Genomic DNA, 26662 nt, shown 5'->3' with positions numbered 1-26662 from the left:
TTATTTCACCTTCTTTCTTGGAATTGCCTATATTTCAATATATTTAAATACGCTTAAACTAAAAATATAGGCAATTCCTTTTACACCCTGTATAAAGCAATCATTTTAAAACCATTTATAATTTACAAATCCAAATCCTCGGCTTCCACCTTCCCCAAGACCTGTCCCCAGTGCTAAATATGCCAAATTTTGAGCATTCTCCTCCTCAGTTATCGCTAATTCTATTTTATCTCCAAGCAACGTAACATTTTTATACGGCACCTTAATCGGACCCTTGTTTAAAAATTGAAATAATGTATACAAAGAAAAGTCTTCATTCATTTTTTGTCCCGTAAAATAATTCCATTTCTTTATCAAATTTACACAAATACGTTTTTCGTACTCTTCTTCCGGCATAAACGTTTTCCAATACCCTTTACCTGGATTTTTTATAATAACCGGTGTTAAAGTATACAATGACGTAATCCACTTTCGCGGAAGAAGCTGCAAACTTATCGTTACAGGTTTTAAGTTTTGTGTGCTCTGCTTCAATGCAACTTCTGTAAAATAATGAACCCATTTCAAATGAATTGTTCGAATTGTAAGTGTATAAATCTTATCTTTTTTATATATGCGATCTGCTTCGCATCTATACGGTAGGTCAAAACAATATCCTTTTGTACATTTAGACTCATGCAGTTCCAGTAATTTCTTATCCGTTGCAAATCCCTTGTCAAGCCAGGAAGTTACTTCCGATTGAATCTGATTCAATGGAACTGTTTTTAACATATGCAATTTTACTTTTATTTCATATACCTGTATATCCACTTTTTCCTCCTTATTTATTCTTGTTTTTACGTTATATTTTATATATATCATGTTCATGAGATGATGTCAATATTTTCATTGCTTATTGAAAATTACATTTTGGATAAGATATTATAACATAAATATTTTCCAAACACTACATTCTTTACTTTTAATCACATTTCTAAAACATCTCATGTTACTATTCATATAAATATAACATTTTTATCATTTCTTATATTCAAAAACACCCTGTGTTACTATTCATTCTATTCAAATACATAACCATTATTATATCCATTTATCGCCTGTAATGCAACACTTAAAACCTCATACTTTCTATTATTTTCAAATAAGTCATAAATATCAAGAGTATCTATTATCAAAATTATTGCTCGCTCACTGCTAGCAATTTATAAATCATCAATTTAAAAATTATCTAGAAAATATTTCTGTTTTCGATAATGAAGCCGATCATGACCGTACACCAAAGCAAACACTTCCCGGACATCAGTTAACAAACCCACAGGAAATCTTAGCTTTAATGTCAAAAAGGAAGAAATAACATGTCTGATAAAAATATTTTACTGTTAATATCCGGGCATATTTAGATAAAGATGAACCGACATATATCGGAGAGGAAGATCTTTACGACTTGCTCTCCGATTTTTCTTGTCCTAAAAACCCTGATGTTGAACACTTTTTATTACATAATTCAATCGAATTTACCAAGAAAGATCAATCCATCACCTATCTAGTGTTTGATGCTAAAGATGCTTCATTAATTGGCTATTTTTCCCTTACAGTAAAACCAATTTCTGTCCGGGCTTCAAATATAAGTAAAACAATGGTAAAGAAACTATCCCGTGTTAGTATTCCAGATGAAGAAACACACTCTTACACCACCGCAGCTTACCTGATTGCACAATTAGGAAAAAATTATTCTCTTCCAAGAGAAAAACGGATTTCTGGAAACATTCTATTAGGATTTGCACTGGAGACTATATCTAATCTCAAATATTCCATAGGCGGTGTTATGGAATTTCTTGAATGCGAGGATAACGAATTTCTTCTGAGTTTTTACACACAGAATCATTTTAAACCATTTGATACTCGTATTACTACTTCCCAGAACAATGAATCTTACACTTTACATCAGCTTTTGAAATTTATTTGATTTAGAACACAAAAAGCGACAGCCCGATTTACACTCTTTAGGAAACGGTCGCTTCTTCTTTTTTAATTCTATTTTTCTTTTTTATCTCACCAAACAACATTAACTCAAATCTGCATTGGTTATAGCTAACTCTTCCAAGTTTAAGTCGATCTCTATTACTTACTTTTTATTGTCTCCCTACTTTTTTAAAATTTCTACCACCATCTCACAATGATACGTCTGGGGGAAGAGATCAACCGGCCATGCGCTCTTTGCCTGATATCCATATTTTTTGAATACTTCCAGATCACGTGCAAGGGTGTCCGGACCACAGGAGACATAGACAACTCGTTTTGCCTTCACCGCTGCCACAGCACGAATAAACTCTTCTGTACTTCCGGATCTCGGCGGGTCCATGAGTACCACATCCACGCCATCTCCTGCCTCTGCCATCTGCGTCATAAACTTTGTGGCATCGTTGCAGTAGAAGCGAATATTTTTGATGTTGTTGCATTTTGCGTTCTGGATAGCATCGCGCACTGCATCCGGATTCAACTCCACACCGATTACCTGTCCGGCATGAGCGGATGCGGTAATTCCGATCGTTCCGATTCCGCAATAAGCATCAAGAACCATTTCTTTTCCAGTAAGTCCTGCCAGTTCAATCGCCTTATTGTAAAGATATTCCGTCTGCACCGGATTTACCTGATAGAAGGACTTCGGTGAGATACGAAAACGGAACCCGCAAAGCTCATCTTCAATGTATCCTTTTCCGTATAACACGTGCTCACGGTCGCCGAGCACCATACTGGTTCCGCGATCATTGATGTTCTGGACGATTGTCGTGATCTCCGGATGCTTCTGTCTCAATGCCTTGACAAAATTATTCTTTGACGGAAATACCGGGGATGCTGTGACAAGAACAACAAGAATCTCCCCCGTTGTAAATCCGCGGCGAATCAGCACATGGCGCAGAAGTCCGTAGCCTGTATCCTCATCATAAGTACGAATCTTAAACGACTTGAGCATTCCGCGAATTGTTCCGATAATTTCATCTGCCTTCTGATCTTCAATCAGGCAGCTCTCCACCGGAACCAGATTATGCGTACCCTCTTCGTAGACTCCAGACACCGGCTCCCCTTTGCGGTGACCAAATACTGCATGAACCTTATTACGGTAGTGGAATGGATTCTCCATTCCATGAATCGGATGAACGCCGCAAAACTTTCCTAAGAGTTTCTGCATCTGTGTCTGCTTTAATTTGAGTTGTTCTTCATACGGCATATCCAGATACTGACAACCTCCACAGCGCGCAGAAACCGGACAGAGACTCTTTTTCTTTAATTTTTTAGTATTCTTCTCTTTATTGTTTTCTCTATCCTGTTCTTTATCCTTCGCTTTATCTCTACCAATCTCTTTTGAGATTTTTGAAGACTTAGCAGATTGATACCCCTGATAACGTTCTGATTCTTTTAATTCTTTTGATGATTTTAATGGTTTTGGCACCTTTGATGATTTTGATTCCTTCAACGCCTTTTTATCACTAAACGTTTTTCCATCACGCACCGATTTTGAGGCTTTTGCACCTACATCCATGCGCTTTTTCTTATTTTTCTCTGTCTCTCTCATGAATAATTCTATCTTCTTTCTATTTCTTACGTTGCCGTTTATGCGTTGCACAAATTATAACGTTGTGGAAAACACTTGAATTTTGACGCTTCTCTCGTATAATTACTCGTATAATTATTCTGTGAGTAAAAACACAACATGAACTTTGTTACAAAAAATTATATTTCTTTACGAAAGGAGCTTTTTATGAATCAGAATTCCAATATTTCCCATACACCTACTATCTCAAACTCCGCTTCTTCCCCTGAGCCATCCTATTTCATTGATCCGACCTGCTATCATGGTCGCCCTGAGGATGAAAGTTCACGTCTTCCAAAGGAGATCCGCACTTACGACCTTCTCGACGAGCTCCATATTCCCTATATCCGAGTGGATCACAGTGCCATGCCGACGATCGAAGCCTGTCACGATGTGGACAAACTTCTCGATATTGACATTTGTAAAAATCTCTTTCTGTGTAATGCACAGAAAACTGCCTTTTACCTGTTGATGATGCCCGGCGAAAAGAAATTTAAAACGTCAAAACTCTCCAAGCAGATCGGCAGTGCACGGCTTTCTTTCGGCAAACCGGACGACATGGAACGTCTTCTCGATCTGACACCCGGATCTGTGAGTGTGCTTGGACTGATGAATGACCCGGAAAATCGCGTTCAGCTCTTAATTGACCGCGATGTCATCGACCACCATGCATTTATCGGCTGTCATCCGTGCATCAACACCTCAAGCCTGAAAATCAGCACCCGCGATATTTTGGATCATTTTCTTCCTGCTGTCCACCATGAACCTATCATTGTGGAACTCCCGTGGGAAGAGTAAAAACAACGACAACCGCTTTCCCATATCTCCCCCGCCTGATCTCTTTCTCGTTGGTCAGATGGGGGCAAATTGGCATCTATCCCCAGTTATATAGTTATATATAAAAGAATTTCCCCTTATGCATTTTTATGCATTCTTCTCCAACGGTCTTGTCACCTGTCCCAGCCACTCTAACTCATCTCCGCTCAGATACGGGGAAATCTTTTCATACACTGTCTGGTGATACTCATTCAAAAATCCAAGATCCTCATCCGTCATCATCGAAACTTCCACCGGCTCCAGATCAATCGGAACCCAGGTCAGAAACTCAAATCCCAAGAACTGACCAAACTCTGTCTTGTTCTTTTTCAGGCAATACATCAGATTCTCTGTTCGAATTCCATGTTTTCCCTCGATATAGAGTCCAGGTTCATCGGAGCACACCATTCCCGGTATAAACGGAACCACCTCAGCTTTTCGTCCCGCTGCAACTCTTGAGCGAATTCCCACCGGACGTTCATGCACATTTAACAGATAGCCAACTCCATGTCCTGTTCCGTGATTGAAATCCAGTCCTTCTTTCCAGAACGGCTCTCTCGCCACATAATCCAGTGTCATTCCGCTCGCTCCCTGAATAAACGTTGTGTGAGCAAGGCGCAGCATACTGATCAGCACAAGCGTATAATGCTTTTTCGCTTCCTCCGTCACCGGTCCAAGTGCAATCGTTCTCGTGATGTCTGTCGTTCCCTCCAGATACTGACCGCCGGAATCAACGAGATACAGACCCTCTGGCTGTAAATTCACACACGTTTCCGGAAGCGCATGGTAATGGCACATGGCTGCATTTGCACCATATGCTGAGATCGTTGTAAAGCTCAGATCCAGTGCCCCCTGCTCCTTGCGCAGTTCTTCCAGTTTATCCGAAACGCTGCACTCAGTCATCGGAATTTTTCCCACATTCTTTTTGAGCCAGTAAATAAACTTTGTCATTGCCACACCGTCAAGAATATGCGCCTTTTTCATATTCTCAATTTCAGTCGGATTCTTCACCGCCTTTGCCATGACTGTCGGATTCATCTGGTCTATTACCTTGTTGGTGTCATCGAGACCATTCAAAATGGCATCGTTTACCTTTGCCTTCTCCAACAGGACACGCGCATGATGAATCTGGCGGACATACTCATAAATCGCATCATACGGCTGAGTCTTAACACCCTGAGCACTCAAATACTCTCTGACCTCATCCGAAACCGCCTTGGCATCAATGAACAAAATCATTTCTGTCTTTGTGACTGCCAGATAAGACAAAGCCACCGGATTGCAGGGAATATCATTTCCGCGAATATTTAAGAGCCATGCAATGTCATCCAGTGTTGTCAGGATATGGGTATCTGCGCCTGCCCGCTCCATCTGTGCACGAAGATCAGCAATCTTCTCTTTTGCAGACTTGCCCGCATACTTCTCATCAAGCACCCAGATCGGCTCTGAGGAAAGTTCCGGACGATCCTCCCAGATTTCCCCTACAAGATCATAATCACTCTCCACACTCACCTGATTTGCCCCGAGCAGATCTCTGAGTCTCTCTCCCATCGTGCTGTTGATCACACGGCCATCAAATCCAAGCACGCCTCCAGTCGGCATATGCTGCTGAAGATAGGTCTCAACAGTCGGAACACCAGGTTCTCCCATTTTCATAAGTTCCACTCCGGATCCTGCCAGTTCCGCTGCTGCCTGTACGAAATATCTTCCATCAGTCCAAAGTCCGGCCCAATCTCTCGTGATCACTGCCTGTCCCGCAGAACCGGTAAATCCCGTGATATATTTTCTGCATGCAAAGTATTCGCCTACATATTCGGACTCGTGAAAATCCGATGTCGGAACCAGATAGGCATCCATATGGTGTTCTGCCATCTTTTTCCGAAGTCTCTCAATTCTCTCTGTTACTTTTTCTGTTACTTTTTCAGTCACTGCTTCTGTCATTTTTTCACCTTGATTCAGATCCATTGTTTAGACCTGTCTTTCTATTTCTTTTCATTCTTTCATTTTCCAGTTTTTCTTCCTGCACAATTTTTCCTGCAAATCCAGCTTTTGAAAACCAAATCTTACAGTTCGCAAACCGAACTGCTTTATAGCTGCTCGTATAGCCGCTTCTGTAACAGCTCTTCCGGTTGTTCTTATGCTCAATCAATCTTATGGCTGAATCAGCTTCAAGTTTACGCAGGCATTCCAGACACCATCCTTATCAATGTCATCTGTCACATAATCCGCCGCTTTTTTCAAGATCTCGATTCCGTTTCCCATCGCCACACCGATTCCTGCCGTCTGGATAATCTCATAGTCATTCATGCTGTCTCCAAATGCCACAGTATTCTCAATCGGAATGTTATAATAAGCGCAGAGGCGTTTGAGTCCCTCCGCCTTTGATGACTGCTTCTCCACAATGTCCGCACCTTCCCGGCTGGAAAACATTGGCAGCTTCACTTCCGGAAATGCCTTTTCTACTTCATGGCATCCCGGCTCTGCACCGATATAAGTCAAAGTTCTCACAGGAAGTTCAAGCAATTTCCACGGATCCTGAAAATTTCTCTCTGTCACGCCCCATCTTCTTATATCATGCCGCTCCACAAACGACGGATTAATGTAATAATCCTCTGTTCCGCTGCTCATTCCGATCGCAAATTCTTTTCCTTCTGCGAAATGCAGCATCCGCTCAACCAGAGCATGATCCATCAGATGCTCATAAATCTGGGTATCCCCGACCGTGATCTTTGTTCCGTTCAGATGAATCACTGCATCTGGTTCCACCATCTCTTTCAGTCCCGCGCTGAATGCACTGTCCAAATCGCGCCCGGTCGCAATAACAATGTAATAATGTTCCCTCAAAAGTTCCAGCGCACGCATCGCGCTCTCTGGAATCTTGTAATCTGCATGATCCAGAAGCGTCATATCCATATCAAAACTGACAATTCCCTTTTTTACTTCCTTCATCGCTCTTTCGCATCCTTTACTCAATAAGCGCAAAATATATCCGATCCATTGCGCATAATCAAAATCTCTTTAGTCGGCACAGACTAACTGCCACCGGCGCTTTGCACATCTTTTATCATAACAAATAAGCGATTATTCCGCAAGCGGGTGCTTATCTCTTTTCACTATGATCTTCCCCCGATATACCGTGTACAAACTATAACTCAGAGGCTATGTCCCCCCTGAGTTATGCACCCACTGAACACCGATCAAAGTAAAACAGAGCAGCGCAGTGATTCTGATTGGAAGATGTGGCGGACTTTTTTGAAAAAACACTTTTCAAATTTTTCTTTTCATGATATAATGAACGCTATCGAACGAAAATACGTTTCCTTGTTCATCGTGATATACTTAATATCTTAATAGTATTGTGTTAAAACGTCGGGGTATGGCGTAGCTTGGTAGCGCGCTCGGCTGGGGGCCGAGAGGTCGCAAGTTCAAATCTTGTTGCCCCGATTTTTCTTTTATTTTCAAGGATTTTCGGACTTTGATCGAACATATTTTCTGATACCCTATGATTACTTGAATATCAAAGTACTTTATCCGAAATGGCTGATTTGTAAGTTGACTTTGCTTACAATATCGGCTTTTTTTGTTTGCACTTTCAGCTTTTTGTTTGCACTCTTTTGTTGCATTTCATTTCCCAATTTTCTTTATTCTGCCAATCTTTCTTTATTTTTTCTATCTTTATCATCAATTTTTGTCATTTTCTGTTGTATTTTAATCAGAAAATCGTATAAATAATATGCAGGTATTTATAATTTGAATGATAAATGATATTGGAAGATACCGTGTATTTTCAAACAGGGAGGGTTCATTATGAGAAAACACAAAGAAAAAACAGCTAAAAAACTTGGAATTGTCCTCTTATCCGGTCTTATGCTTTCGGCACAGGCAGCTCCTGTCTTTCATCCATTTACGATCGTAGCGGAAGCACATCAGGGAAGAACCGATTCTAGCGGCGGACATCACGACTATCAAAATAAGAGCGGCCTTGGAAGCTATCATTACCATCATGGCATGCCCGCTCATCTTCATCCAAACGGCGTATGTCCCTACAGCTCCTCTTCGTCTTCCTCTTCTTCATCCAGTTCCAAAAAGGCGCAGTCCCAGGCAGCAAAAACTGTCGTCACGACCGAACTGATGAATTCATATCAGGCCGTTTTCGACGCGGATTACTATTACAATGCCAATCCCGATCTTCAGTCTGCCATTGGGCATGACAGCCTGAAACTCTTTGAACATTTTTATACAAACGGCATGGCAGAGGGCAGAAAGGGATGTGACTCCTTTGACGTGAACGTCTATAAAGAAAACAATGCTGATCTCAAAAATGCATATGGCGACAATCTCAAGGCTTATTATGAACACTATCTCTCAACCGGCTGCAAAGAAGATCGCGTCCACCAATAAATAATTCTCAATTACTTGTGCGTGAACTATCTGTACTTGCTCTACTTAATCTTACAAGATTGTGATAACGATGTGCGGAACCTGCCGAAAGAATTTCATCCTCTTTCCAAGGTTCCGCATATGTTCAAGTCGATTTAAGTTGATGCAAGTTTTATATCCGTTTTCAGGAGGATTTTTGGATATATTTTCTACAATTGTCTAATATTCGTCTCTTCTTTTAGATATTTTGCCGTTTGTGAAAAAAATCGAATTTTTCGCTTGCTTTTTTTCGAAAGACACGGTAGAATATAGGAGTTCGCTGATGACAAATCGGTCACGAACATAAAAGTATAAGAAACAAAATATGGATCATGGCCTCATGGTCAAGCGGTTAAGACGACGCCCTCTCACGGCGTAAACTCGGGTTCGATTCCCGATGAGGTCATAAAAAACTCCGATGCGATATCATTTGCATCGGAGTTTTTTAGTTTTCCATGTTCTCATGTGTTTTTCAAGTTGATCCTCGCGGAGCATACAATCCAGAATGGGGGTTGATTTATTGATTCGATTTATTCGATCAATTTCAATTATCAATCAGTTCCATAAACTTAGAAAACTTTTATGCCTCTGGCACTTTTCTCAGCTCATGAAGAATCTTGCGAAACCGTTCCGGTACTTCGCTTTCTTTCATGTCACGCGGAACTGCCACGGTCCCCGCCTTTTTTGCCGTCTCATAATACCAGCATTTATACTCCACCATTTCCATCGTGTGCTCAAGTTCTTCCATCTGTACTCGGAGTTCCTCCCTCTGATGACGAAACATTTCCAGACGCAGATTGATCGTGTCATCCCCCTGCAATGCCATTTCAATATACTGGCGAATATCTTTGATGGACATCCCGGCTTTCTTCATGCAGCCAATCACCTGAAGCCACTCAAAATCAGACTCTTTGAACATCCGAATTCCCCCTGCTGAGCGCTCTACAAACGGCAGCAAGCCCTCTTTATCGTAATATCGCAGAGTTGAAGCGGTGACTCCCAACATTTTCGCTGTTTCTCCTACTGTGTAGACCATTAAAAATCCCTCCGGTATCTCAAAAATTATGAAACTCATCACAAAACACAATTACTTTTACATTTAACAAAATAAAGTTTAAAAAAGCCTTGACTTAAAGCACACTTTAAGTTGTAAGGTATAAGTGAACTTTAAAGAAAGCATATCGTCAAATGCCTCTTCTGTCAAGTTTTCACCAACTACGATGAAATCAAAAACAGCACGGCATTTTCCTGCATCATCCCATGCAGAAACGATACCACCATTTTTAAGATCTTGGAGGAACACTTCAAATGAATAGACCTTATATTTTTTGTCACATGATGACTTCCCTCGACGGAAAAATTGCAGGCAGTTTCATGGAAACACCTCAAGGCTCCGCAGCAGGCGATGTCTTTTATGACATTGCATTTGGAAAAACACCCTTTTACAAACATCAGGGATGGTTATCCGGCAGAGTGACAACAGACGACAATTTTACCTTTTATAAAAAACCTGCTCTTGATGAACATGCTCCCCTTGTTCCAGAAGGAGATTTCATCGCCCAGCCAGATTTTGGAATGTTTTATGTATCAATCGACCCTCACGGAAAACTCGGCTGGGAGGATGCCACCCTCCACTATATCGACACGACCGCACATGTCATCGAAGTTCTGACCGAAGATGTCAGCAATTCTTATAAAGCATTTTTAAGAAAACTGGGAATTTCTTACATCATCGCCGGCAAAAAAGAATTGGACTATACCCTGATCCTCTCAAAACTCAAAGAACTGTTTCACATTGAAACCCTGATGCTCGGGGGCGGCGGTGTTCTGAACTGGTCTTTCCTTCAGGCAGGCATGTGTGATGAAATCAGTGTTGTTCTTGCCGCAGCTGCGGATGGCGGTCTGAATACCCCACCATTGTTCCGCGAAAAAGAGAGACTCTCCAACAACAGACCACTTGGATTTTCGCTGAAGGAAGCTAAGGTGATGGATGGCGGTTCCGTCTGGCTCCGCTATACCGTAGACTCCCGCAAAGACATTTAAAATTTATTTCAAATATCATTTTTTATTTTTAGGAGGAAACAATCATGATTTTTAACGAGACTTACACTCTGGCAAACGGCCTGAACATCCCAAAACTTGGACTTGGTACCTGGTTTATTGATGATGACAAAGCTGCTGAGGCAGTTAAAACAGCCGTCAAACTCGGCTATCGTCTCATTGATACCGCACAGGCTTATGGCAACGAGCGCGGTGTCGGCGAGGGAATCCGCACCTGTGGCGTTCCGCGCGAGGAACTCTTTGTTGCCAGCAAAGTAGCTGCTGAACTGAAAACCTATGAAGAAGCTGCAAAGTCTATCGACGAGACTCTCAAGAAAATGGGACTCGACTACCTTGACCAGATGATCATTCACTCTCCACAGCCGTGGACTGAGTTCCGCGTGGAAAAGCGCTATTTCGAAGAAAATAAGGAAGTTTGGCGCGCTCTTGAAGATGCACAGGCGGCAGGAAAAGTCCGTGTTATCGGTGTCTCCAATTTCCTGAAAGATGACCTCGAGAATCTGCTCTCCGGCTGTCGTGTAAAGCCTATGGTAAATCAGATTCTTCTTCATATCAGCAACACCGATTTGGAGCTTGTTGACTTCTGCAAATCCCAGGGAATTCTGGTGGAGGCATATTCTCCGATCGCTCATGGCGAGGCACTCAAGAATCCGGCAATCGCAGAAATGGCCGCAAAATACCATGTATCTGCTGCTCAGCTCTGCATCCGCTATGTCATCCAGCTCGGCACTGTAGCTCTGCCAAAAACCGCAAATCCGGAGCACATGGCAAGCAATGCCGATGTGGATTTCGTGATTTCCGACACAGATATGGAAATCTTAAAGCATATGGAGCACATCGCAGATTATGGCGATTTTAATATGTTCCCTGTATTCAGCGGTAAACCTCTGGCATAAGAACAAAGGAGGGGGCATCCTCTCTGAGTGATACAAAAACGGGAGAATCCATCGGCGGATTCTCCCATTTTTGATTGATTTCACATAAATTTAAGCAAAACTCTCACGGATCAAGCTCCTGACAGAGTCTTCCCACCGGAAGCCCCACCACATTGTTGTAATCTCCGCAGATTCCTTTTACATAAGCTGCAAAGCGCCCCTGAATTCCATAGGCACCTGCCTTATCCATCGGCTCTCCGGTCGCAATATACGCGCGAATCCGTACATCTGTCATCGGATAAACTTCTACATCCGTCTTTTCTGCAAAAGTGCACGTTTTGCCTGTCTCACAGAAAATCAGAGTTACACCTGTGTAGACCTGATGTTTTCTTCCATTCAGCATCTTGAGCATCTCAAAAGCCTCATCCTCATCGTGCGGTTTTCCAAGAATTTTTCCGTCTGCCGCAACAACCGTGTCTGCACCAATGACGACTGCATTTTCTCCGTTGTGGCGTTTCGCAATATCTCCCGCCTTCTGAGCGGACAGTTCCATCACTGCATCTGCAGGAACCGTCGTCGTGATCACTTCCTCGACATGACTCGGTTCAATCTCCGGTTCTATTCCCACCTGATGCAAAAGTTCCCGCCTTCTCGGAGACGCGGACGCAAGAATTATTTTTTTCATTTCTTATCGTTTCTCCCGTTTCTTTTCTCTCGTCTCTCTCTTCTTTTTCGCTGTGCTCTTCTTTCCTAGTCTTCGGCATCCAGAATATAATCGGTCGTCTGATATACATAGAAATTCAGCCAGTTTGCGTAAAGCGTATTTGACAGATTTCTCCATGTCAGAACCGGAATACTGAACGGATCATTATTCTCGTAATAATTGCATGGAAGCTCCGGGTTCAGTCCCTTTTTCAGATCACGATGATATTCATTATTCAAGGTCATGCGATCATATTCCGGATGACCCTGGACAAAAATCTGGCTTCCATCCTGATTGAGTACCAGAAAAACACCTGCCTCATCTGACTCTGCGACAATCTGAAGCTCCGGATGCTTCTCAATATCCTCCCGACGCACTTCCGTATAACGGGAATGCGGTGCCATCACATAGTCATCCATGCTGCGCACAAGCGGGACCTTGCGGTCGAGAATCCGATGGCGATAAATTCCGGAAAGTTTGGATTTACGCGTATATTTCGGAATACCGTAATGATAATAGAGCCCCGCCTGAGCTCCCCAGCAGATATGCAGGGTGGAATGGACATGAGTCTTTGACCACTCCATAATCATCTTCAATTCTTCCCAGTAATTGACTTCTTCAAATTCCATATTTTCCACCGGCGCCCCGGTGATAATCAGACCGTCGAATTTCTTCTTTTTGACCTCATCAAAAGTGACATAGAATTTGTTCAAATGGCTTGCAGACGTATGTGTCGACACATGTGAGGACATCATCAGAAACGTGCAATCCACCTGAAGCGGCGTGTTGGAGAGCGCACGAAGAAGCTGGGTCTCCGTATCTTCCTTCAATGGCATCAAATTCAGAATCAAAATCTGAAGCGGACGAATATCCTGACTCAAGGCACGGTCTTCATCCATCACAAAGATATTCTCCGACTCAAGAATGGCACGCGCCGGAAGTTCATTCTGTACTTTAATTGGCATAATCTTCTCCCCCAATCAATTATTCATTTACGAATTGATAATTTTCAGCGAAATCAACAAAATCCCAAAAATCAATAAACCAAATTAATAAAACGAATCAATAAAACTCTTAACATCAACAGAAATAACATCCGAAAATCTTCTTTACATATTCCAAATCAGGAATAAAAAAGAAAAAAATAAAAATACCTCTTCTCATGATATACGCTTTGTAGTATATCACAAGAAGAGGCAATAGTCGAGATGCCATCTAAGAAATAAGTTGTTACTGTACACGGGTAGGCATTTTCTGAACTGAAAATGCCGTATGATACAGTGGTGACAGCAGATTTTGTCGATCTGGAATGCGAAGCATCGGCAAAATCCGTTACTGTTTGCAGGGCGCGTGAACAGTAACATAAGTTCTCCTGGCATTCCCATAGCTTCTTATTCTGTTTTCGATTCAGCCGGCCCGCTCTCCATCAATTTCAGGAAATCTTCTTCTGATAGAATCGGGATTCCCAACTCCTTGGCCTTCTTATTTTTGGAGGAATTGGACGTGACATCATTGTTGATCAGATACGTCGTCTTCGATGTGACAGATCCTGTCGCCTTTCCGCCCCTCGCCTCAATTGCCGCCTGAAGTTCCTTGCGGTTTGCAAAATGATTCACAGAACCGGTAATCACAAACGTCATTCCCGCAAAAATCGCTGTCTCTGTTCCTCCGGATTCCTGCTCAATCGTCAGCTCTGCGAGGAGATCATCTACAAGACGATTATTTTTCTCGGACTTAAAATACGTAATCCAGGCATCAGCGAGAACCGTTCCGATTCCATCCACAGCAGTCAGTTCGTCCTCCGACGCATGACGCATCTTATTAAAATCAAAGTCAAACTGCCGGCAGAGCATCTTTGCATTTGCCAGACCGATCCCCGCAATTCCAAGGCCATAAATCACGCGCGGCAGAGTCGTGTGGGATGCCTGCTTAACCGCCGACGTCAGATTCTCATACGATTTTTCTCCAAATCCCTCCATCTCCACGATCGTCTCGCGGTGACGGTCCAGATGAAAAATATCCGCATAGGTATGAATCAATCCAGCTGCAATGAATTTCTCAAGCGTCATCTCGGAAAGCCCGTCAATATTCAGGGCATCTCTGCTGACAAGAAGAGAAAAACTCTTGATTTTCTTTGCCTGGCAGTCCGGATTGGTGCAGTAAAGGGATTTCACGTCATTCATCTGGCGAATCTCCGTCTTGCCCCCGCAGACCGGGCAAATCTTGGGAATCTCTATGTTTCCGCTTCGCGTCAGATTTTCGGCAATCTGAGGAATAATCATGTTCGCCTTATACACAGTGATGGTATCCCCGATTCCAAGCTTGAGAGAATCCATAATGCTGAGATTATGGACACTTGCGCGGCTGACTGTCGTTCCCTCAAGCTCAACCGGCTCAAAGATTGCCACCGGATTGATCAGTCCGGTCCGCGACGCGCTCCACTCAATCTCAAGAAGATGCGTCTCGCGAATCTCATCCTCCCATTTGAATGCGATCGAATTGCGCGGGAACTTGGCAGTCCGTCCAAGGGAATCACCGTAAGCGATGTCGTCGAGCAGAAGCACAAGACCATCCGATGGAATATCATAATCGGAAATCTTCTCGGAAAAGAAATGAACAGCATCCGGAAGACTCTCTCTCGTCACCATCCGGTACTCCACAACCTCAAATCCCTGCGTTCTCAGCCACTCAAACTGTTCCCGTCTGGAATTGTGGAAATCCACACCATCCGCAAGGACAAGCATGAAGGCCACAAAATTTACATTTCTCTGGGCCGTGATCTGATTGTTCAGCTGGCGAACCGATCCGCTGCACAGATTTCGCGGATTCTTATACTTCGCATCCACATCTTCAATCTCTTCGTTAATCCGGTAAAAATCCGAATACCGAATCACTGCCTCTCCGCGGAGAATCAGCTGCCCCTGATACGCAATCTTCAGCGGTACATTGGCAAAGACACGCGCGTTGTTCGTGATGACCTCTCCGATCTCTCCATTTCCGCGCGTCACGGCCTTCACAAGCTCTCCGCCCTCATAAGTCAGCACGATTGTGAGTCCATCCAGTTTCCAGGACAAAAGCGCCTCTTTATCTCCGAGCCACTCCTGAAGAACACCGACATCCTTTGTCTTGTCGAGAGAGAGCATCGGTGCCTCATGTGCCTCCTTCGGAAGCTCACTCAAAATCTCGTATCCTACTTTCTGGGTCGGGCTTCCCGCCATGACAACGCCGGTTTCCTTCTCGAGAGCGAGAAGTTCATCATAGAGCTTATCATATTCAAAGTTGCTCATGATCTCCCGGCTCTCCTGATAGTACGCTTTTGCCGCTTCTGACAGTTTTGCCGTCAGCTCTTTCATTTGCAAAAGTTTTGCATCCTGATTCTGTCCCATATCCTGTCCCTGCCTGCCTCCATACCGCTTCCGTTTTCTCTGTTTTGAACTGCTCTCTTTCCGGTTTTCTCAGTTCTCTCTGTTTTTCACGATTCTTCCACTGTTTCTCACGATTCTGCTCAATCCTCAGAATCAGCCATATCCTCGTTCTGCTTCTCGCGCAGTTCTCTCGCCTGCTCAAGTGCACGCTCGAGCTCTTCCATCTCCTTCGGTGTTGCGCGGCGGAAATCCCCGGTGTTTAACTTTCCCAGCAGAATATTCATAATCCGCACTCTCTTGAGCTTTACCACATGGTATCCAAGCTCCTCGCACATCCGGCGAATCTGGCGGTTAAGTCCCTGCGTCAGCACAATCCGAAACGTTTTCGGCCCGGTAGATTCCACGCGGCACGGTCTCGTCGTGACTCCAAGTTCCTTTAACTCCACGCCTTCCCGCATTTTCTTCAAAAAGGCAGAGTTGAACGGCTGATCCACCGTCACTAAATATTCTTTCTCATGCAGGTTGCCCGCATGCATAATCTCATTGGCAAGTTCTCCCTGATTGGTGAGAAGCAAAAGTCCCTCTGAATCTTTGTCAAGCCGTCCAACCGGATAGACACGGGACGGATAGTGAACCAGATCGATCACATTCGGCGCCCGGTCTTTGTCCGATGTCGTGCAGACAATTCCTCTCGGCTTATTGACCACCAGAAGGACCGGTTTTGCCTTCTTTCCGCCCGACGCTCTTCCAACCGGCTTTCCATCGCAGAAAATCTGCTCATGTCCCGTCACCTTCTCACCGGTCTGTGCCTTGCGCCCATCGATCGTGACCTTTCCCGCCTCAATCAGGCGATCCGCCTCACGTCTCGAGCAGATTCCCTGCTCGCTCAGATACTTATTTAAACGGATTTCTTCCATTTTTTCATTTCTCCATATTAAATATTGATTGAAGATTATTCAAGTCAACGCAAGCATCGACTCTGAGCCGTAATGTTCGTTATTTGATGAACATGGCATCTCCGAAGCTGAAGAAACGATAACGCTCCTTAATCGCTTCCTGATAAGCATTGAGAATGTTCTCCCTTCCTGCCAGTGCAGACACGAGCATCACCAGAGTGGACTCCGGCAGATGGAAATTCGTGATCAGGCAATCCAGAATCTTAAATTTGTATCCCGGATAGATAAAGATCTCCGTCCAGCCGCTGCCTGCTCTCAAAATTCCATTCTCATCTGCGGCAGACTCTACCGTTCTGCAGCTCGTCGTTCCGACACAGATCACTCGTCCGCCCGCTGCCTTCGTGTCATTGACCTTCTTTGCCTCAGACTCCTCCACCATATAAAACTCGGAATGCATATGATGGTCCAGAATATTGTCCACCTTCACCGGACGGAACGTGCCAAGACCCACATGAAGCGTCACATGCGCAATCTTCACTCCCATATCCTCAATCTGCTTTAAGAGTTCCTTTGTAAAGTGAAGCCCTGCAGTCGGAGCTGCTGCCGATCCCTCATGCTCCGCATAAACCGTCTGATAGCGGTTCTTGTCCTTGAGCTGGTGGGTAATGTACGGCGGCAGCGGCATCTGACCGAGCTGATCGAGAATCTGCTCAAAAATACCCTCATAGGAGAACTGGATCAGGCGGTTTCCCTCGTCAACTACATCGATAACCGTTCCCTTGAGAAGGCCATCTCCAAAACTGAGGACAGCACCCGGACGGCACTTTTTTCCCGGTTTTACAAGTGTCTCCCAGATGTCGTTTTCCTTTCTCTTTAAGAGAAGAACCTCAACATGTGCACCTGTGTCTTCTTTTACTCCGAGCAGTCGCGCCGGAATAACCTTCGTGTCATTGATGACGAGGCAGTCGCCCGGCTTGAGATATTCCACAATATCGCGGAATACGCGGTGCTCCGTCTCTCCGGTCTCCTTATTCAGAACCAGAAGGCGGGAGGAAGAACGATCCTCAAGCGGATCCTGAGCAATCAGTTCCTGCGGTAAATCAAAATTGTAATCCGTTACGTTCATAGCCTGTTTCATTTCCATTTTCTCTTGTCACACTTTCCATATTTATTTGCTGAAATATATCGTAGATTGCTTTGCATTATCTGTCTTTAACTCTCTGCACCGCTCTCGCCGGACGTCGCAGACTCACTGCCCGTCTCTGCGGACTCCGCTGCACTTGTCGTATCACTTGAAGAATCTCCATCGGCACCTGCACTGCTCTCCTCAGACGCAGAAGTCTGCTCATCCTCCACGACAACGCTCTTCTCGCTTCCATTCTCCTCATAAACCGGAGAACCGTCTCTCAAAACTCCATAGACCGTCTTTAATTCCTCGTCAGACTCAATCGCATCTTTGAGCTTTGTGTTCACACTTGAGGCAAGACGGCGCACATTCTCTGAGTGATTCTCCGTATCGACAAATTTCTGCATCTCATCGGAGATATCATCATCTCTCAAAATATGGTAATTTCCCTCGGAGTCTTTCTGCACACAGCACCACATAATCATCGGAGCTGTGGTCTTCACGGAATTAAAGCGGATATCTGCCAGTGCATATACCAGCCAGGTATCGCTCTCTGGTCCCTCAGTCACATACGTCGTCACATTCTCAAAAGTCTGCACATATTTGGAATTGCTGCGCAGTTTTGCGGCCTCTTTCTGAAGCTGCCATTCTTCCTTCTCGCCGCCCCCGTAGACCTGATTCAGCGCAGAAGCGTCCGCATTTGCACGCGCCTGAAAATACGTTTTCATCAGGCTAAGAATCTCCGGCACGGAGTCCTTTTTCAGCGTATCCGACTCAAAATTCTCTGTCTCGGAATCTGCACTCTCTCCCTCCGCTTTGCTCTCACCTTCTGCATCCGTCTGATTTTCATCTGTATTCTCAGAAGTCTCTTCTCCGTCAGAACTTCCAGATCCGTCGCCGCCCTGTGCGTTCTCCTGAGTCGTCTCTGTCTGTACGGCAGCCGTTGGCGTCTGCTTGCGGTCAGAGAGTACAATCACTGCGATCAACACAATCACCGCCGCCGGAATCAGCACAACCGGCAGCATTTTCTTGGGGTCTTTTCCCAACTGAAATCCACTTTTTTTCTTATCGTTAAGTCCCATTGTTCAAATTTTCCTCCAGTCTGTCTCTTCTCGCCTGTAATAAATCAATTCCTGTTTTTGGATGTTGTCTCTTTATCCGCATCCTATCATAGCAAAATGCCATTGAAAAAGCAAGAAAGATCATCTTCTGTTCCATATCAACAAAGAGCCCTATCTTCCAGCACACAGGCTTTCAAATAGGGCTCTTCAGCAAAAAGAAAATGCGTCTGATAGGAATCGAACCTACGCACGCGGCTCCGGAGGCCACTGCTCTATCCACTGAGCTACAGACGCATCTCCTTTATCATACACGAATTGTTCCTATTTTGCAAGTATTTTTTATATTTTCCATTCAGAAAATGCCTGCCCATGTACAGGAATCACAAACTCAAAGCAGACTCTCTGCGATCGATATCACTTCTTCCAGTTTGTGCATCCTCCATCCAGCCAAGGACTGGTCAAATCCAAATCGCTCATCAATCAGTGCCGTAACAGGCATCCCGGCACGGTATGCCGCAGTGACACCGAATGTGGAATCCTCAACAGCAAGGCACTCACCCTCCGAAAGTCCGAGAAGCTGTGCCGTGTGGTGATAGATCTCAGGGTCCGGCTTACTTCTCTTAAACTGTGCTCCGCTGACAATCACCTCAAAAAACTCACGGATTCCATTCTCCTCAAGTACTCTCAAAATCAGATCTTTCTGGGTGCTCGAAGCAAGTGCGAGGCGAAGTCCCTTCTGCTGAAGCGCACGCAGAATTCCGGGAACCTCCGGGCGAAAAATTGCGCGGTAATCAATCTCTGAAAAGACATCCCGGTTGCTGCGGAACTCATCCCGAACTTCCTGCCAGGTCTTGTCACTCTTGATCGCCTTCACCATACAGCTCTAGGCATCTTCTCTTGAGGATCCCACCATTCCAAAGAGATCTTCCATTTTCACATCCGGATTCTTTATCTTGGCATACTCAAAATCTCGCTTGAGGTATTCAATCTCACTGTCAATGAGGACTCCATCCATATCAAAAATCACTGCCTTCAGCATCTTATCTCCCACTTTCTTCTTCCTTTCCTGCAAAACTTCCAGATCACATTTCCTGTGACGTCAAATATTTTTTCACGTACTGTCCGGTGTAAGAGCGCGGATTTTCTGCGACTTCCTCCGGGGTTCCCTGCGCAATCACCGTACCTCCACGGTCTCCGCCCTCCGGTCCGATATCAATCAGATAATCGGCACACTTGATCACATCGAGATTGTGCTCAATCACCACAACGGTGTTTCCTCCGTCAGAGAGTCTGCGCAAAATCTCGACCAGTTTATGGACATCTGCAAAGTGAAGTCCCGTCGTCGGCTCATCCAGAATATAAATCGTCTTTCCGGTTCCTCTCCGGCTCAGCTCCGTAGCAAGCTTGATTCGCTGTGCCTCTCCTCCGGAGAGCTGGGTCGACGGCTGCCCCAGACGGATATAAGAAAGACCGACATCGTTGAGCGTTGCGATCTTCCGGTAAATGGACGGCACGTTCTCAAAGAACTTCATCGCCTCCTCAACCGTCATGTTCAGCACATCATAGATGCTCTTTCCCTTGTATTTGACATCGAGCGTCTCCCTGTTGTAGCGCTTTCCTCCGCACACCTCACACGGAACATAGACATCCGGGAGGAAGTGCATCTCAATCTTGATAATTCCATCTCCGCTGCACGCCTCGCATCGTCCGCCCTTCACGTTAAAGCTGAAACGTCCCTTATTGTAACCTTTTGCCTTCGCATCCGGAGTCGACGCGAAGAGATCACGGATCATATCAAACACGCCGGTGTACGTCGCCGGGTTCGACCGCGGAGTTCTTCCGATCGGGGACTGGTCAATGTCAATCACCTTGTCCAACTGCTCAAGCCCCTCAATTTTTCTAAATTTTCCGGGGATCGTCCGTGCACGGTTCAGTTTGCGCGCCAGTGCCTTATAGAGGATCTCATTGACAAGGGAACTCTTTCCCGATCCCGAGACGCCCGTCACACACGTCATAACACCGAGCGGAAACGTCACATCGATATTCTTCAGATTGTTCTCCGCTGCACCGCGCACCGTCAGAAATCCTGTCGGCTTTCTGCGCTCTGCCGGAACCGGAATCCGGATTCGGCCGCTTAAGTAAGCACCGGTCACAGACCGCTCACACTTCATGATCTCCTCAGCAGTTCCTACCGCGACAACCTCACCGCCGTGTTCTCCGGCGCCCGGACCAATGTCCACAATGCAGTCCGCAGCTCTCATTGTATCCTCATCATGCTCCACGACGAGCACCGAGTTTCCAAGATCACGCAGACGCGTCAGCGTGGCGAGAAGCTTGTCATTGTCCCTCTGGTGAAGACCGATACTCGGCTCATCCAAAATATACGCCACACCCACAAGTCCGGAACCGATCTGTGTCGCAAGCCGGATTCTCTGCGCCTCTCCTCCGGAAAGCGTGCCTGTCGCGCGGGACAGAGAGAGATATTCAAGACCGACATTCAAAAGAAAGTCGAGACGTGCCTTGATTTCTTTCAGGATCTGTGCCCCGATTGACTGCTGCATCGGTGTCAGTGTCAGATTTTCGAGAAACTCGCGATATTTCGCAATCGACATCTCTGTCGCCTCATAAATATTGATTCCTCCGACCGTCACGGCAAGAGAACTTGCCTTCAAGCGCTGTCCTTTACAGAGTTTGCACGGGGTAATCCTCATAAAAGTCTCATACTCTGCCTTTGATGTCTCCGAGAAAGTCTCACGGTAGCGCCGTTCCACATTCTTGATCAGTCCCTCAAAGGCAATCGGGTAAACACCCTCGCCGCGCTGTCCCTTATAATGGACTTTCACCTCATGTCCATCTGTTCCGTGGATCAAAATGTTCTGGACTTCTTTTGGATAATCCTCAAACGGCGTATCGAGGTCAAAGTGGTACTCCTCTGCCAGCGCCTCAAGAATCGCATGCGTGAAACTGCCCTTCTCCGAGCAGGACTGCCATCCCATCACGACGATCGCGCCCTGGGAAATGCTTAAAGACTTATCCGGAATCATCAGATCCTCGTCAAATTCCATCTTGTATCCGAGACCAAAACAGTCCGGGCAGGCTCCAAACGGATTGTTGAAGGAGAAACTGCGCGGCTCCACCTCCTCAATACTGATTCCGCAGTCCGGGCAGGCAAAACTGGTGCTGAACTGAATCGGATCTTCTCCAATCACGTCAACCGTCATAAGACCTTCCGAGAGTCCCATAACCGTCTCAATCGAATCCGTCAGACGCTTCTCAATTCCCTCTTTCACGACAAGGCGGTCAACCACAATCTCGATCGTGTGCTTGATGTTCTTCTCTAAATGAATCTCTTCTGACAGCTCATAGAGATTTCCGTCAATGCGCGCCCTGACATAACCACTTTTTCGCGCCTGATCGAGAAGCTTGACGTGTTCGCCCTTGCGCCCGCGCACGACCGGTGCGAGAAGCTGAATCTTTGTCCGCTCCGGGAGTGCCATGATCTGATCCACCATCTGATCGATCGTCTGGCGTCTGATCTCCCTGCCACACTTCGGACAGTGCGGGATACCAATCCGTGCATACAGAAGACGCATATAGTCATAGATCTCTGTAACCGTTCCGACTGTGGATCTCGGGTTGCGGTTCGTCGACTTCTGGTCGATGGAGATCGCCGGGGAAAGCCCCTCAATGCTCTCCACATCCGGCTTTTCCATCTGACCGAGGAACTGACGGGCATAGGAGGACAAGGACTCCATATAGCGGCGCTGTCCCTCCGCATAAATCGTGTCAAACGCCAGAGAAGACTTTCCCGATCCACTCAGTCCCGTGAGAACCACAAGTTCATTCCTTGGGATATCAAGAGAAACATTTTTCAAATTGTGCTCATTCGCACCTCGAATTTTGATATATTGTTTTGCCATCGCTCAAAGACCTTTCCTTAAGTTGATTTAAGAGCGTGTCTGAATTCTCAAACACGCTCCATCCTCATTTTCTCGATACCATGTCTCCATCTGCTAATCTGTCAATCCGCAATTCCAGAACTCTTTAAGCTGCGCCGCCCATCCCATACCTAAAAAAGTGGGGTGGCGCGCTTAAATCAGAATTCCATAATCTCATGATTCGATGATTCTACAATTTTTTCATGGAACATGATGAGAGTATGATTTCGCATGAACAGTACTGTTTTTCTGTTCTCATTTTATCATATCCCCTCGCAGATTGCAAACATTTGTTCGATTTTATTTAATTTTTAGTCTTCTTATTATTTGCTGTTCTCCACTTTCTTAATCAGCTCCAAGTTCTCCTTCTCATAAGTATTCAGCACTTTATCGTCAAACTGTGCATATACTACCGTTGGAGAATACCAGCTTTTCTGACTAAAGTAGTCCTGAAGATCCTTTACCTGAAAGATCAGTCCATGGCGGGCATAGATCTCATTTCTTGCCAGTCTCAGCTGATCCTTTGTAAGACCGGAAAGCTCCGCTTCCGTAAGTTTGCGGGTATCACTCCCCGCGATGATGTAATCACTGCCTGCCGTTTCCGTACCGGAGATTTCACCATCGTAGTAAAATTCCACTTCTTCCCCGCCATTCTCACCCGGATCTGTCCAGAGCAGGGTACGGCTCTCATTCACAAATAAATTACCGCTCTCTCCCGTAGCTTCCACTTTCGACTGGGAGGTGTTGTCATCCAAAAACGTCACAAGTGTTCTCACACCATCCGTGTAATCGAGTCCACCGCCTCTGCGCTTCTGGGAAGGTTTTCCGGTCATCGTCCAGCTGTAATGTTCTGCTGCACTGTTGCTCCATGTAATCTCAACCGCATATGTCCCGTTGCCATTGGAACGGATCTCCATACTGCATCGAGCACTGTCCTTATTTACCCATCTTCCGACGTAACTCTGATATTCATCCGGATATGCGGATGCCGGAGCAGTTGCCGTCGTCTGGACAACATCGCTCTTCGGACTCTGCTCAAGTGTCTTCTCGCTCTCCTCTGTGCTCATCTCGGAGGCTGCCTCCGTAAGCGGCATCGTCTCCGCAGTCGTCTGGCTCTCCCCGTCTTTTGCAATCTGAATTTCCGACTGGCTCTGGCTGCTCTGTGTCTGAGCAGAAGAAGTAAGATTTACATTTTCTGTTGTCTTCTGTCCGCAGGCAGAAAGGCATACTGTTGATGCCGCTGCCAAAACCGCCAATACATATAGATTCTTTCTCATCTGTCCGACCTTCTTTTTCTTCTGTATTTTTCTTTTGTTTTCTTCTTCTGTATCTTATCTTCTTTATCTTCTTTTCGCAAAATCACTGCTGATTGCCCTGATCTTCTCTCGCTTCAGTCTCCGTCTGGTTCTTCGTCTGATTCTCTTCTAAATGCCCAGAAACTTTCTCGTCCTCCCCGGCAGTTTCCGGTTCAGATGGCTTTTCGAGACTCACACGGTGGGAAGCCGTTTCAACCGTCCCAGCACACTGCTCTGTCTCCGGTGCAGGATCTGCCTTCCCGTCATCGTCGACTTTCTCTGCATCGGCATTTACTGCTTCCACATTCTCAGCTTCTGTGCTCTTGGTTTCTTTGACTTCCACATTTCCACTTTCAGATTCTTTCGTGGTCTCAGATTTTTTTGCCGTCTTCTCGTCCGATTCTGATTGTTCTTCTGGCGATTTTTCTTCTGCCGCTTTCTCTCCGTTTAACATCTCCATGAATTCCTCGCCGGTGATGCTCTCACGCTCTAACAGATATCCGGCAATCTCATTCAGTTTTGCCGCGTGCTCTTTGAGAATTCCCATCGCCTTCTCGTACTGCTCCTTCACGATTCGGATGACCTCCTCATCGATCAGGCGGGAAGTCTCCGGAGAACATGCAAGCGTCGTGTCTCCGCCGAGATACTGGTTCGTCAGCGTCTCAAGCGCAACCATTCCAAACTGGCTGCTCATTCCGTAGCGGGTAACCATCGCACGCGCCATTCTCGTCGCCTGCTCAATATCGTTGGAAGCTCCGGTCGTGATCGAATGGAACATGAATTCCTCCGCAGCACGTCCGCCAGTCAGAGTTGCAATCTTGTTGAGCGCCTCTTCCTTGCTCATAAGGAAACGCTCTCCGTCCTCCACCTGCATCGTATAGCCGAGTGCACCGGACGTTCTCGGGACAATCGTGATCTTGTGAACCGGAGCGCTCTCACTCTGACAGGCTGCAACAAGCGCATGACCGACCTCATGGTAAGCCACAATCCTCTTCTCCTTCTCAGAGACGCTCGCATCCTTGCGCTGGTATCCGGCAATCACAACCTCCACGCTCTCCTCAAGATCCGCCTGACTCACAATGCGTCTTCCCTGACGGACAGCACGCAGAGCACCTTCATTGATGATGTTTGCCAGATCTGCACCGCTCGCTCCGACAGTCGCACGTCCGATTGCCTCGAAATCCACATCGTCGGAGATCTTGACTTTCTTTGCATGCACTTTCAGAATTGCCACGCGTCCCTTCAAATCAGGAAGCTCTACCGGCACTCTGCGGTCAAAACGGCCGGGACGCAACAACGCCTTATCAAGAGAATCCGGGCGGTTCGTCGCTGCAAGAATCACAACGCCCTTTCTTCCATCAAAGCCGTCCATCTCGGCAAGCAGCTGGTTTAACGTCTGCTCTCTCTCATCATTTCCGGAGAAGCCGCCGCCATCACGCTTCTTTCCGATCGTATCAATCTCATCGATGAAGACGATACATGGAGCCTTCTCATTCGCCTGCTTGAACAGATCACGGACCTTTGCCGCACCCATTCCGACGAACATCTCGACAAACTCAGATCCCGAGATCGAGAAGAACGGAACGTGTGCCTCACCTGCAACGGCGCGCGCAAGAAGCGTCTTACCGGTTCCAGGAGGGCCGACAAGAAGAACACCCTTCGGTAAGGTTGCACCGATATCCGTGTATTTCTTCGGATTGTGCAGAAAATCCACAATCTCCCTCAGTGCGTCCTTCGCCTCTTCCTGACCTGCCACATCCGCAAAATTCGTGTGAATATCCGCTTCCGCATAGATCTTCGCATTCGACTTTCCAAACGTCATCACACCGCCCATGCCGTCGCCCATGCGCTTCGTCATCATACGGCTTAAAAGCTGTCCGAGCACGACAAACATGATAATCGGGAGTACCCAGTTGAAAATAAAGCTCTGGAGCGGAGATGCCTTTGTCGGAATATCCTCCGCAAAATCGACTCCGCTGTCGAGAAGCTGCTGGGTCAGGTCATCATACTGCCAGTCGCCGGTCTTGTAGATGGCCCCCTCTTTCTCCCCGTTTGCGGGTTTTGCCTGAAATGTGATCTGACCATCCCCCCGCGCAACCTTCGCGACCTCTCCGTCATCTACCATTTTCAAGAATTGATTAAATGGAACTTCTGTCACTTTCCGCTCCGCCATCATCGGAACTACGAGGGCATTCAGCAGAAGTGTAATCAACAGAACGATTCCATAATAATAAAGCAGCTTCTTTGACGGAGTCTGCCTTGGATCATCATTCTTTACACCCATAGATTTTTCTCCTTCTGTTTATTTCCTTATCTTTTGTCCGCCATGTCACCAAATCTTGTCACCAAATAAATCTCGTCACCAAATCTTTTTGACACATTTCAAACAAAAGTGTCAGAAATGTTTTCCCATTTAGTATACAACAAGAGCGAGGGATTTTAAACCCTCGCCCCGCTTAAAAATTTATAAACTTTCCTTTAAAAATCTGTCACCCTTTGCTGGTTCAAAGAAAGAAAA

General features: G+C 45.8%; 21 protein-coding genes and 3 tRNA genes. 7 read left to right on the top strand and 17 right to left on the bottom strand.

Annotation, left to right across the window (positions count from 1 at the left end):
• Nucleotides 1-105 precede the first annotated feature (105 nt).
• Nucleotides 106-807 carry a CRISPR-associated endoribonuclease Cas6 gene (locus ACR0QE_RS07825; protein ID WP_432627809.1) on the bottom strand — a complete coding sequence of 234 codons (702 nt, stop codon included), beginning with the start codon at nt 805-807 and terminating at the stop codon, nt 106-108.
• 574 nt (nt 808-1381) lie between these two features.
• On the opposite strand from ACR0QE_RS07825, the gene ACR0QE_RS07820 reads away from it, so the two are divergent.
• Nucleotides 1382-1963, top strand: coding sequence for a GNAT family acetyltransferase (locus ACR0QE_RS07820; RefSeq protein WP_432627817.1), 582 nt, complete (start codon nt 1382-1384; stop codon nt 1961-1963).
• Nucleotides 1964-2140: 177 nt separating this feature from the next.
• Here the strand turns inward: ACR0QE_RS07820 and rlmD are convergent, their stop codons facing one another.
• Nucleotides 2141-3571 (bottom strand): 23S rRNA (uracil(1939)-C(5))-methyltransferase RlmD, encoded by a 1431-nt coding sequence (gene rlmD, locus ACR0QE_RS07815; RefSeq protein WP_432627808.1) that lies wholly within the window; start codon nt 3569-3571, stop codon nt 2141-2143.
• A gap of 186 nt (nt 3572-3757) precedes the next feature.
• Between rlmD and ACR0QE_RS07810 the strand changes: the two genes are divergently transcribed.
• Nucleotides 3758-4387, top strand: coding sequence for a prolyl-tRNA synthetase associated domain-containing protein (locus ACR0QE_RS07810; protein ID WP_432627807.1), 630 nt, complete (start codon nt 3758-3760; stop codon nt 4385-4387).
• Between the two features lie 126 nt (nt 4388-4513).
• On the opposite strand, the gene ACR0QE_RS07805 is transcribed toward ACR0QE_RS07810, so the two are convergent.
• Nucleotides 4514-6346: an aminopeptidase P family protein gene (locus ACR0QE_RS07805; RefSeq protein ID WP_432627806.1), complete on the bottom strand. Its 1833-nt coding sequence runs from the start codon at nt 6344-6346 to the stop codon at nt 4514-4516.
• A gap of 210 nt (nt 6347-6556) precedes the next feature.
• Nucleotides 6557-7354 carry an HAD-IIB family hydrolase gene (locus ACR0QE_RS07800; RefSeq protein WP_432627805.1) on the bottom strand — a complete coding sequence of 266 codons (798 nt, stop codon included), beginning with the start codon at nt 7352-7354 and terminating at the stop codon, nt 6557-6559.
• Between the two features lie 421 nt (nt 7355-7775).
• Here ACR0QE_RS07800 and ACR0QE_RS07795 point away from each other — a divergent pair.
• The 3 genes from ACR0QE_RS07795 to ACR0QE_RS07785 all read left to right on the top strand — a co-directional run bounded on the left by ACR0QE_RS07795 (nt 7776) and on the right by ACR0QE_RS07785 (nt 9230).
• Nucleotides 7776-7849 (top strand) — tRNA-Pro (locus ACR0QE_RS07795).
• Between the two features lie 363 nt (nt 7850-8212).
• Entirely contained in the window at nt 8213-8806 is a 594-nt protein-coding gene (locus ACR0QE_RS07790; protein WP_432627804.1) for a YHYH domain-containing protein, read from the top strand.
• Nucleotides 8807-9158: 352 nt separating this feature from the next.
• Nucleotides 9159-9230: transfer RNA gene (locus ACR0QE_RS07785), tRNA-Glu, on the top strand.
• A 174-nt stretch (nt 9231-9404) separates the two neighbouring features.
• On the opposite strand, the gene ACR0QE_RS07780 is transcribed toward ACR0QE_RS07785, so the two are convergent.
• On the bottom strand, nt 9405-9860 hold the full coding sequence (locus ACR0QE_RS07780; protein WP_432627803.1) for a MerR family transcriptional regulator: 456 nt from the start codon (nt 9858-9860) through the stop codon (nt 9405-9407).
• Nucleotides 9861-10132: 272 nt separating this feature from the next.
• Here ACR0QE_RS07780 and ACR0QE_RS07775 point away from each other — a divergent pair, with 272 nt between their 5' ends.
• Entirely contained in the window at nt 10133-10867 is a 735-nt protein-coding gene (locus tag ACR0QE_RS07775) for a dihydrofolate reductase family protein (RefSeq protein ID WP_432627802.1), read from the top strand.
• A gap of 44 nt (nt 10868-10911) precedes the next feature.
• Entirely contained in the window at nt 10912-11781 is an 870-nt protein-coding gene (locus tag ACR0QE_RS07770) for an aldo/keto reductase (RefSeq protein WP_432627801.1), read from the top strand.
• A gap of 103 nt (nt 11782-11884) precedes the next feature.
• Here the strand turns inward: ACR0QE_RS07770 and ACR0QE_RS07765 are convergent, their stop codons facing one another.
• The 12 genes from ACR0QE_RS07765 to ftsH form a co-directional block, all read right to left on the bottom strand.
• The gene (locus ACR0QE_RS07765; protein WP_432627800.1) at nt 11885-12445 is read right to left on the bottom strand and encodes a Maf family protein; all 561 of its coding nucleotides are present in this window, start codon (nt 12443-12445) and stop codon (nt 11885-11887) included.
• A gap of 65 nt (nt 12446-12510) precedes the next feature.
• Nucleotides 12511-13428: a homoserine O-acetyltransferase MetA gene (metA, locus tag ACR0QE_RS07760; RefSeq protein ID WP_432627799.1), complete on the bottom strand. Its 918-nt coding sequence runs from the start codon at nt 13426-13428 to the stop codon at nt 12511-12513.
• A 426-nt stretch (nt 13429-13854) separates the two neighbouring features.
• Nucleotides 13855-15849, bottom strand: a complete 1995-nt coding sequence (ligA, locus tag ACR0QE_RS07755) for an NAD-dependent DNA ligase LigA (RefSeq protein WP_432627798.1) — start codon at nt 15847-15849, stop codon at nt 13855-13857.
• A 119-nt stretch (nt 15850-15968) separates the two neighbouring features.
• Nucleotides 15969-16745 (bottom strand): pseudouridine synthase, encoded by a 777-nt coding sequence (locus ACR0QE_RS07750; protein WP_432627797.1) that lies wholly within the window; start codon nt 16743-16745, stop codon nt 15969-15971.
• A 79-nt stretch (nt 16746-16824) separates the two neighbouring features.
• Nucleotides 16825-17850, bottom strand: a complete 1026-nt coding sequence (gene queA, locus ACR0QE_RS07745) for a tRNA preQ1(34) S-adenosylmethionine ribosyltransferase-isomerase QueA (protein WP_432627816.1) — start codon at nt 17848-17850, stop codon at nt 16825-16827.
• Between the two features lie 86 nt (nt 17851-17936).
• A complete protein-coding gene (locus ACR0QE_RS07740; RefSeq protein ID WP_432627796.1) occupies nt 17937-18932 on the bottom strand; it encodes a hypothetical protein in 996 nt (331 codons plus the stop codon).
• Nucleotides 18933-19133: 201 nt separating this feature from the next.
• Nucleotides 19134-19205: transfer RNA gene (locus tag ACR0QE_RS07735), tRNA-Arg, on the bottom strand.
• A gap of 94 nt (nt 19206-19299) precedes the next feature.
• The gene (locus tag ACR0QE_RS07730) at nt 19300-19788 is read right to left on the bottom strand and encodes an HAD family hydrolase (RefSeq protein ID WP_432627795.1); all 489 of its coding nucleotides are present in this window, start codon (nt 19786-19788) and stop codon (nt 19300-19302) included.
• A 6-nt stretch (nt 19789-19794) separates the two neighbouring features.
• A complete protein-coding gene (locus tag ACR0QE_RS07725; RefSeq protein WP_432627794.1) occupies nt 19795-19962 on the bottom strand; it encodes a hypothetical protein in 168 nt (55 codons plus the stop codon).
• 31 nt (nt 19963-19993) lie between these two features.
• Nucleotides 19994-22831 carry an excinuclease ABC subunit UvrA gene (gene uvrA, locus ACR0QE_RS07720; RefSeq protein WP_432627793.1) on the bottom strand — a complete coding sequence of 946 codons (2838 nt, stop codon included), beginning with the start codon at nt 22829-22831 and terminating at the stop codon, nt 19994-19996.
• Between the two features lie 341 nt (nt 22832-23172).
• Complete coding sequence (locus ACR0QE_RS07715) at nt 23173-24126, bottom strand: YARHG domain-containing protein (RefSeq protein WP_432627792.1); 954 nt, start codon at nt 24124-24126, stop codon at nt 23173-23175.
• An 82-nt stretch (nt 24127-24208) separates the two neighbouring features.
• On the bottom strand, nt 24209-26428 hold the full coding sequence (ftsH, locus tag ACR0QE_RS07710) for an ATP-dependent zinc metalloprotease FtsH (RefSeq protein ID WP_432627791.1): 2220 nt from the start codon (nt 26426-26428) through the stop codon (nt 24209-24211).
• Between the last annotated feature and the right edge of the window lie 234 nt (nt 26429-26662).

Source organism: Brotaphodocola sp. (genome assembly GCF_050873065.1).
GTDB lineage: Bacteria > Bacillota > Clostridia > Lachnospirales > Lachnospiraceae > Brotaphodocola.
This window is presented reverse-complemented; position numbering and strand designations above follow the sequence as displayed.

Coding starts and splice junctions, on each gene's coding strand:
- ACR0QE_RS07775 (WP_432627802.1), top strand. CDS start 10,133: ATGAATAGACCTTATATTTTTTGTCACATGATGACTTCCCTCGACGGA.
- ACR0QE_RS07740 (WP_432627796.1), bottom strand. CDS start 18,932: ATGGGACTTAACGATAAGAAAAAAAGTGGATTTCAGTTGGGAAAAGAC.
- metA (WP_432627799.1), bottom strand. CDS start 13,428: ATGCCAATTAAAGTACAGAATGAACTTCCGGCGCGTGCCATTCTTGAG.
- ACR0QE_RS07750 (WP_432627797.1), bottom strand. CDS start 16,745: ATGGAAGAAATCCGTTTAAATAAGTATCTGAGCGAGCAGGGAATCTGC.
- queA (WP_432627816.1), bottom strand. CDS start 17,850: ATGAACGTAACGGATTACAATTTTGATTTACCGCAGGAACTGATTGCT.
- ACR0QE_RS07805 (WP_432627806.1), bottom strand. CDS start 6,346: ATGACAGAAGCAGTGACTGAAAAAGTAACAGAAAAAGTAACAGAGAGA.
- ACR0QE_RS07770 (WP_432627801.1), top strand. CDS start 10,912: ATGATTTTTAACGAGACTTACACTCTGGCAAACGGCCTGAACATCCCA.
- ACR0QE_RS07790 (WP_432627804.1), top strand. CDS start 8,213: ATGAGAAAACACAAAGAAAAAACAGCTAAAAAACTTGGAATTGTCCTC.
- ACR0QE_RS07800 (WP_432627805.1), bottom strand. CDS start 7,354: ATGAAGGAAGTAAAAAAGGGAATTGTCAGTTTTGATATGGATATGACG.
- ACR0QE_RS07715 (WP_432627792.1), bottom strand. CDS start 24,126: ATGAGAAAGAATCTATATGTATTGGCGGTTTTGGCAGCGGCATCAACA.
- ACR0QE_RS07780 (WP_432627803.1), bottom strand. CDS start 9,860: ATGGTCTACACAGTAGGAGAAACAGCGAAAATGTTGGGAGTCACCGCT.
- rlmD (WP_432627808.1), bottom strand. CDS start 3,571: ATGAGAGAGACAGAGAAAAATAAGAAAAAGCGCATGGATGTAGGTGCA.
- ligA (WP_432627798.1), bottom strand. CDS start 15,849: ATGGGACAGAATCAGGATGCAAAACTTTTGCAAATGAAAGAGCTGACG.
- ACR0QE_RS07810 (WP_432627807.1), top strand. CDS start 3,758: ATGAATCAGAATTCCAATATTTCCCATACACCTACTATCTCAAACTCC.
- uvrA (WP_432627793.1), bottom strand. CDS start 22,831: ATGGCAAAACAATATATCAAAATTCGAGGTGCGAATGAGCACAATTTG.
- ACR0QE_RS07765 (WP_432627800.1), bottom strand. CDS start 12,445: ATGAAAAAAATAATTCTTGCGTCCGCGTCTCCGAGAAGGCGGGAACTT.
- ftsH (WP_432627791.1), bottom strand. CDS start 26,428: ATGGGTGTAAAGAATGATGATCCAAGGCAGACTCCGTCAAAGAAGCTG.
- ACR0QE_RS07730 (WP_432627795.1), bottom strand. CDS start 19,788: ATGGTGAAGGCGATCAAGAGTGACAAGACCTGGCAGGAAGTTCGGGAT.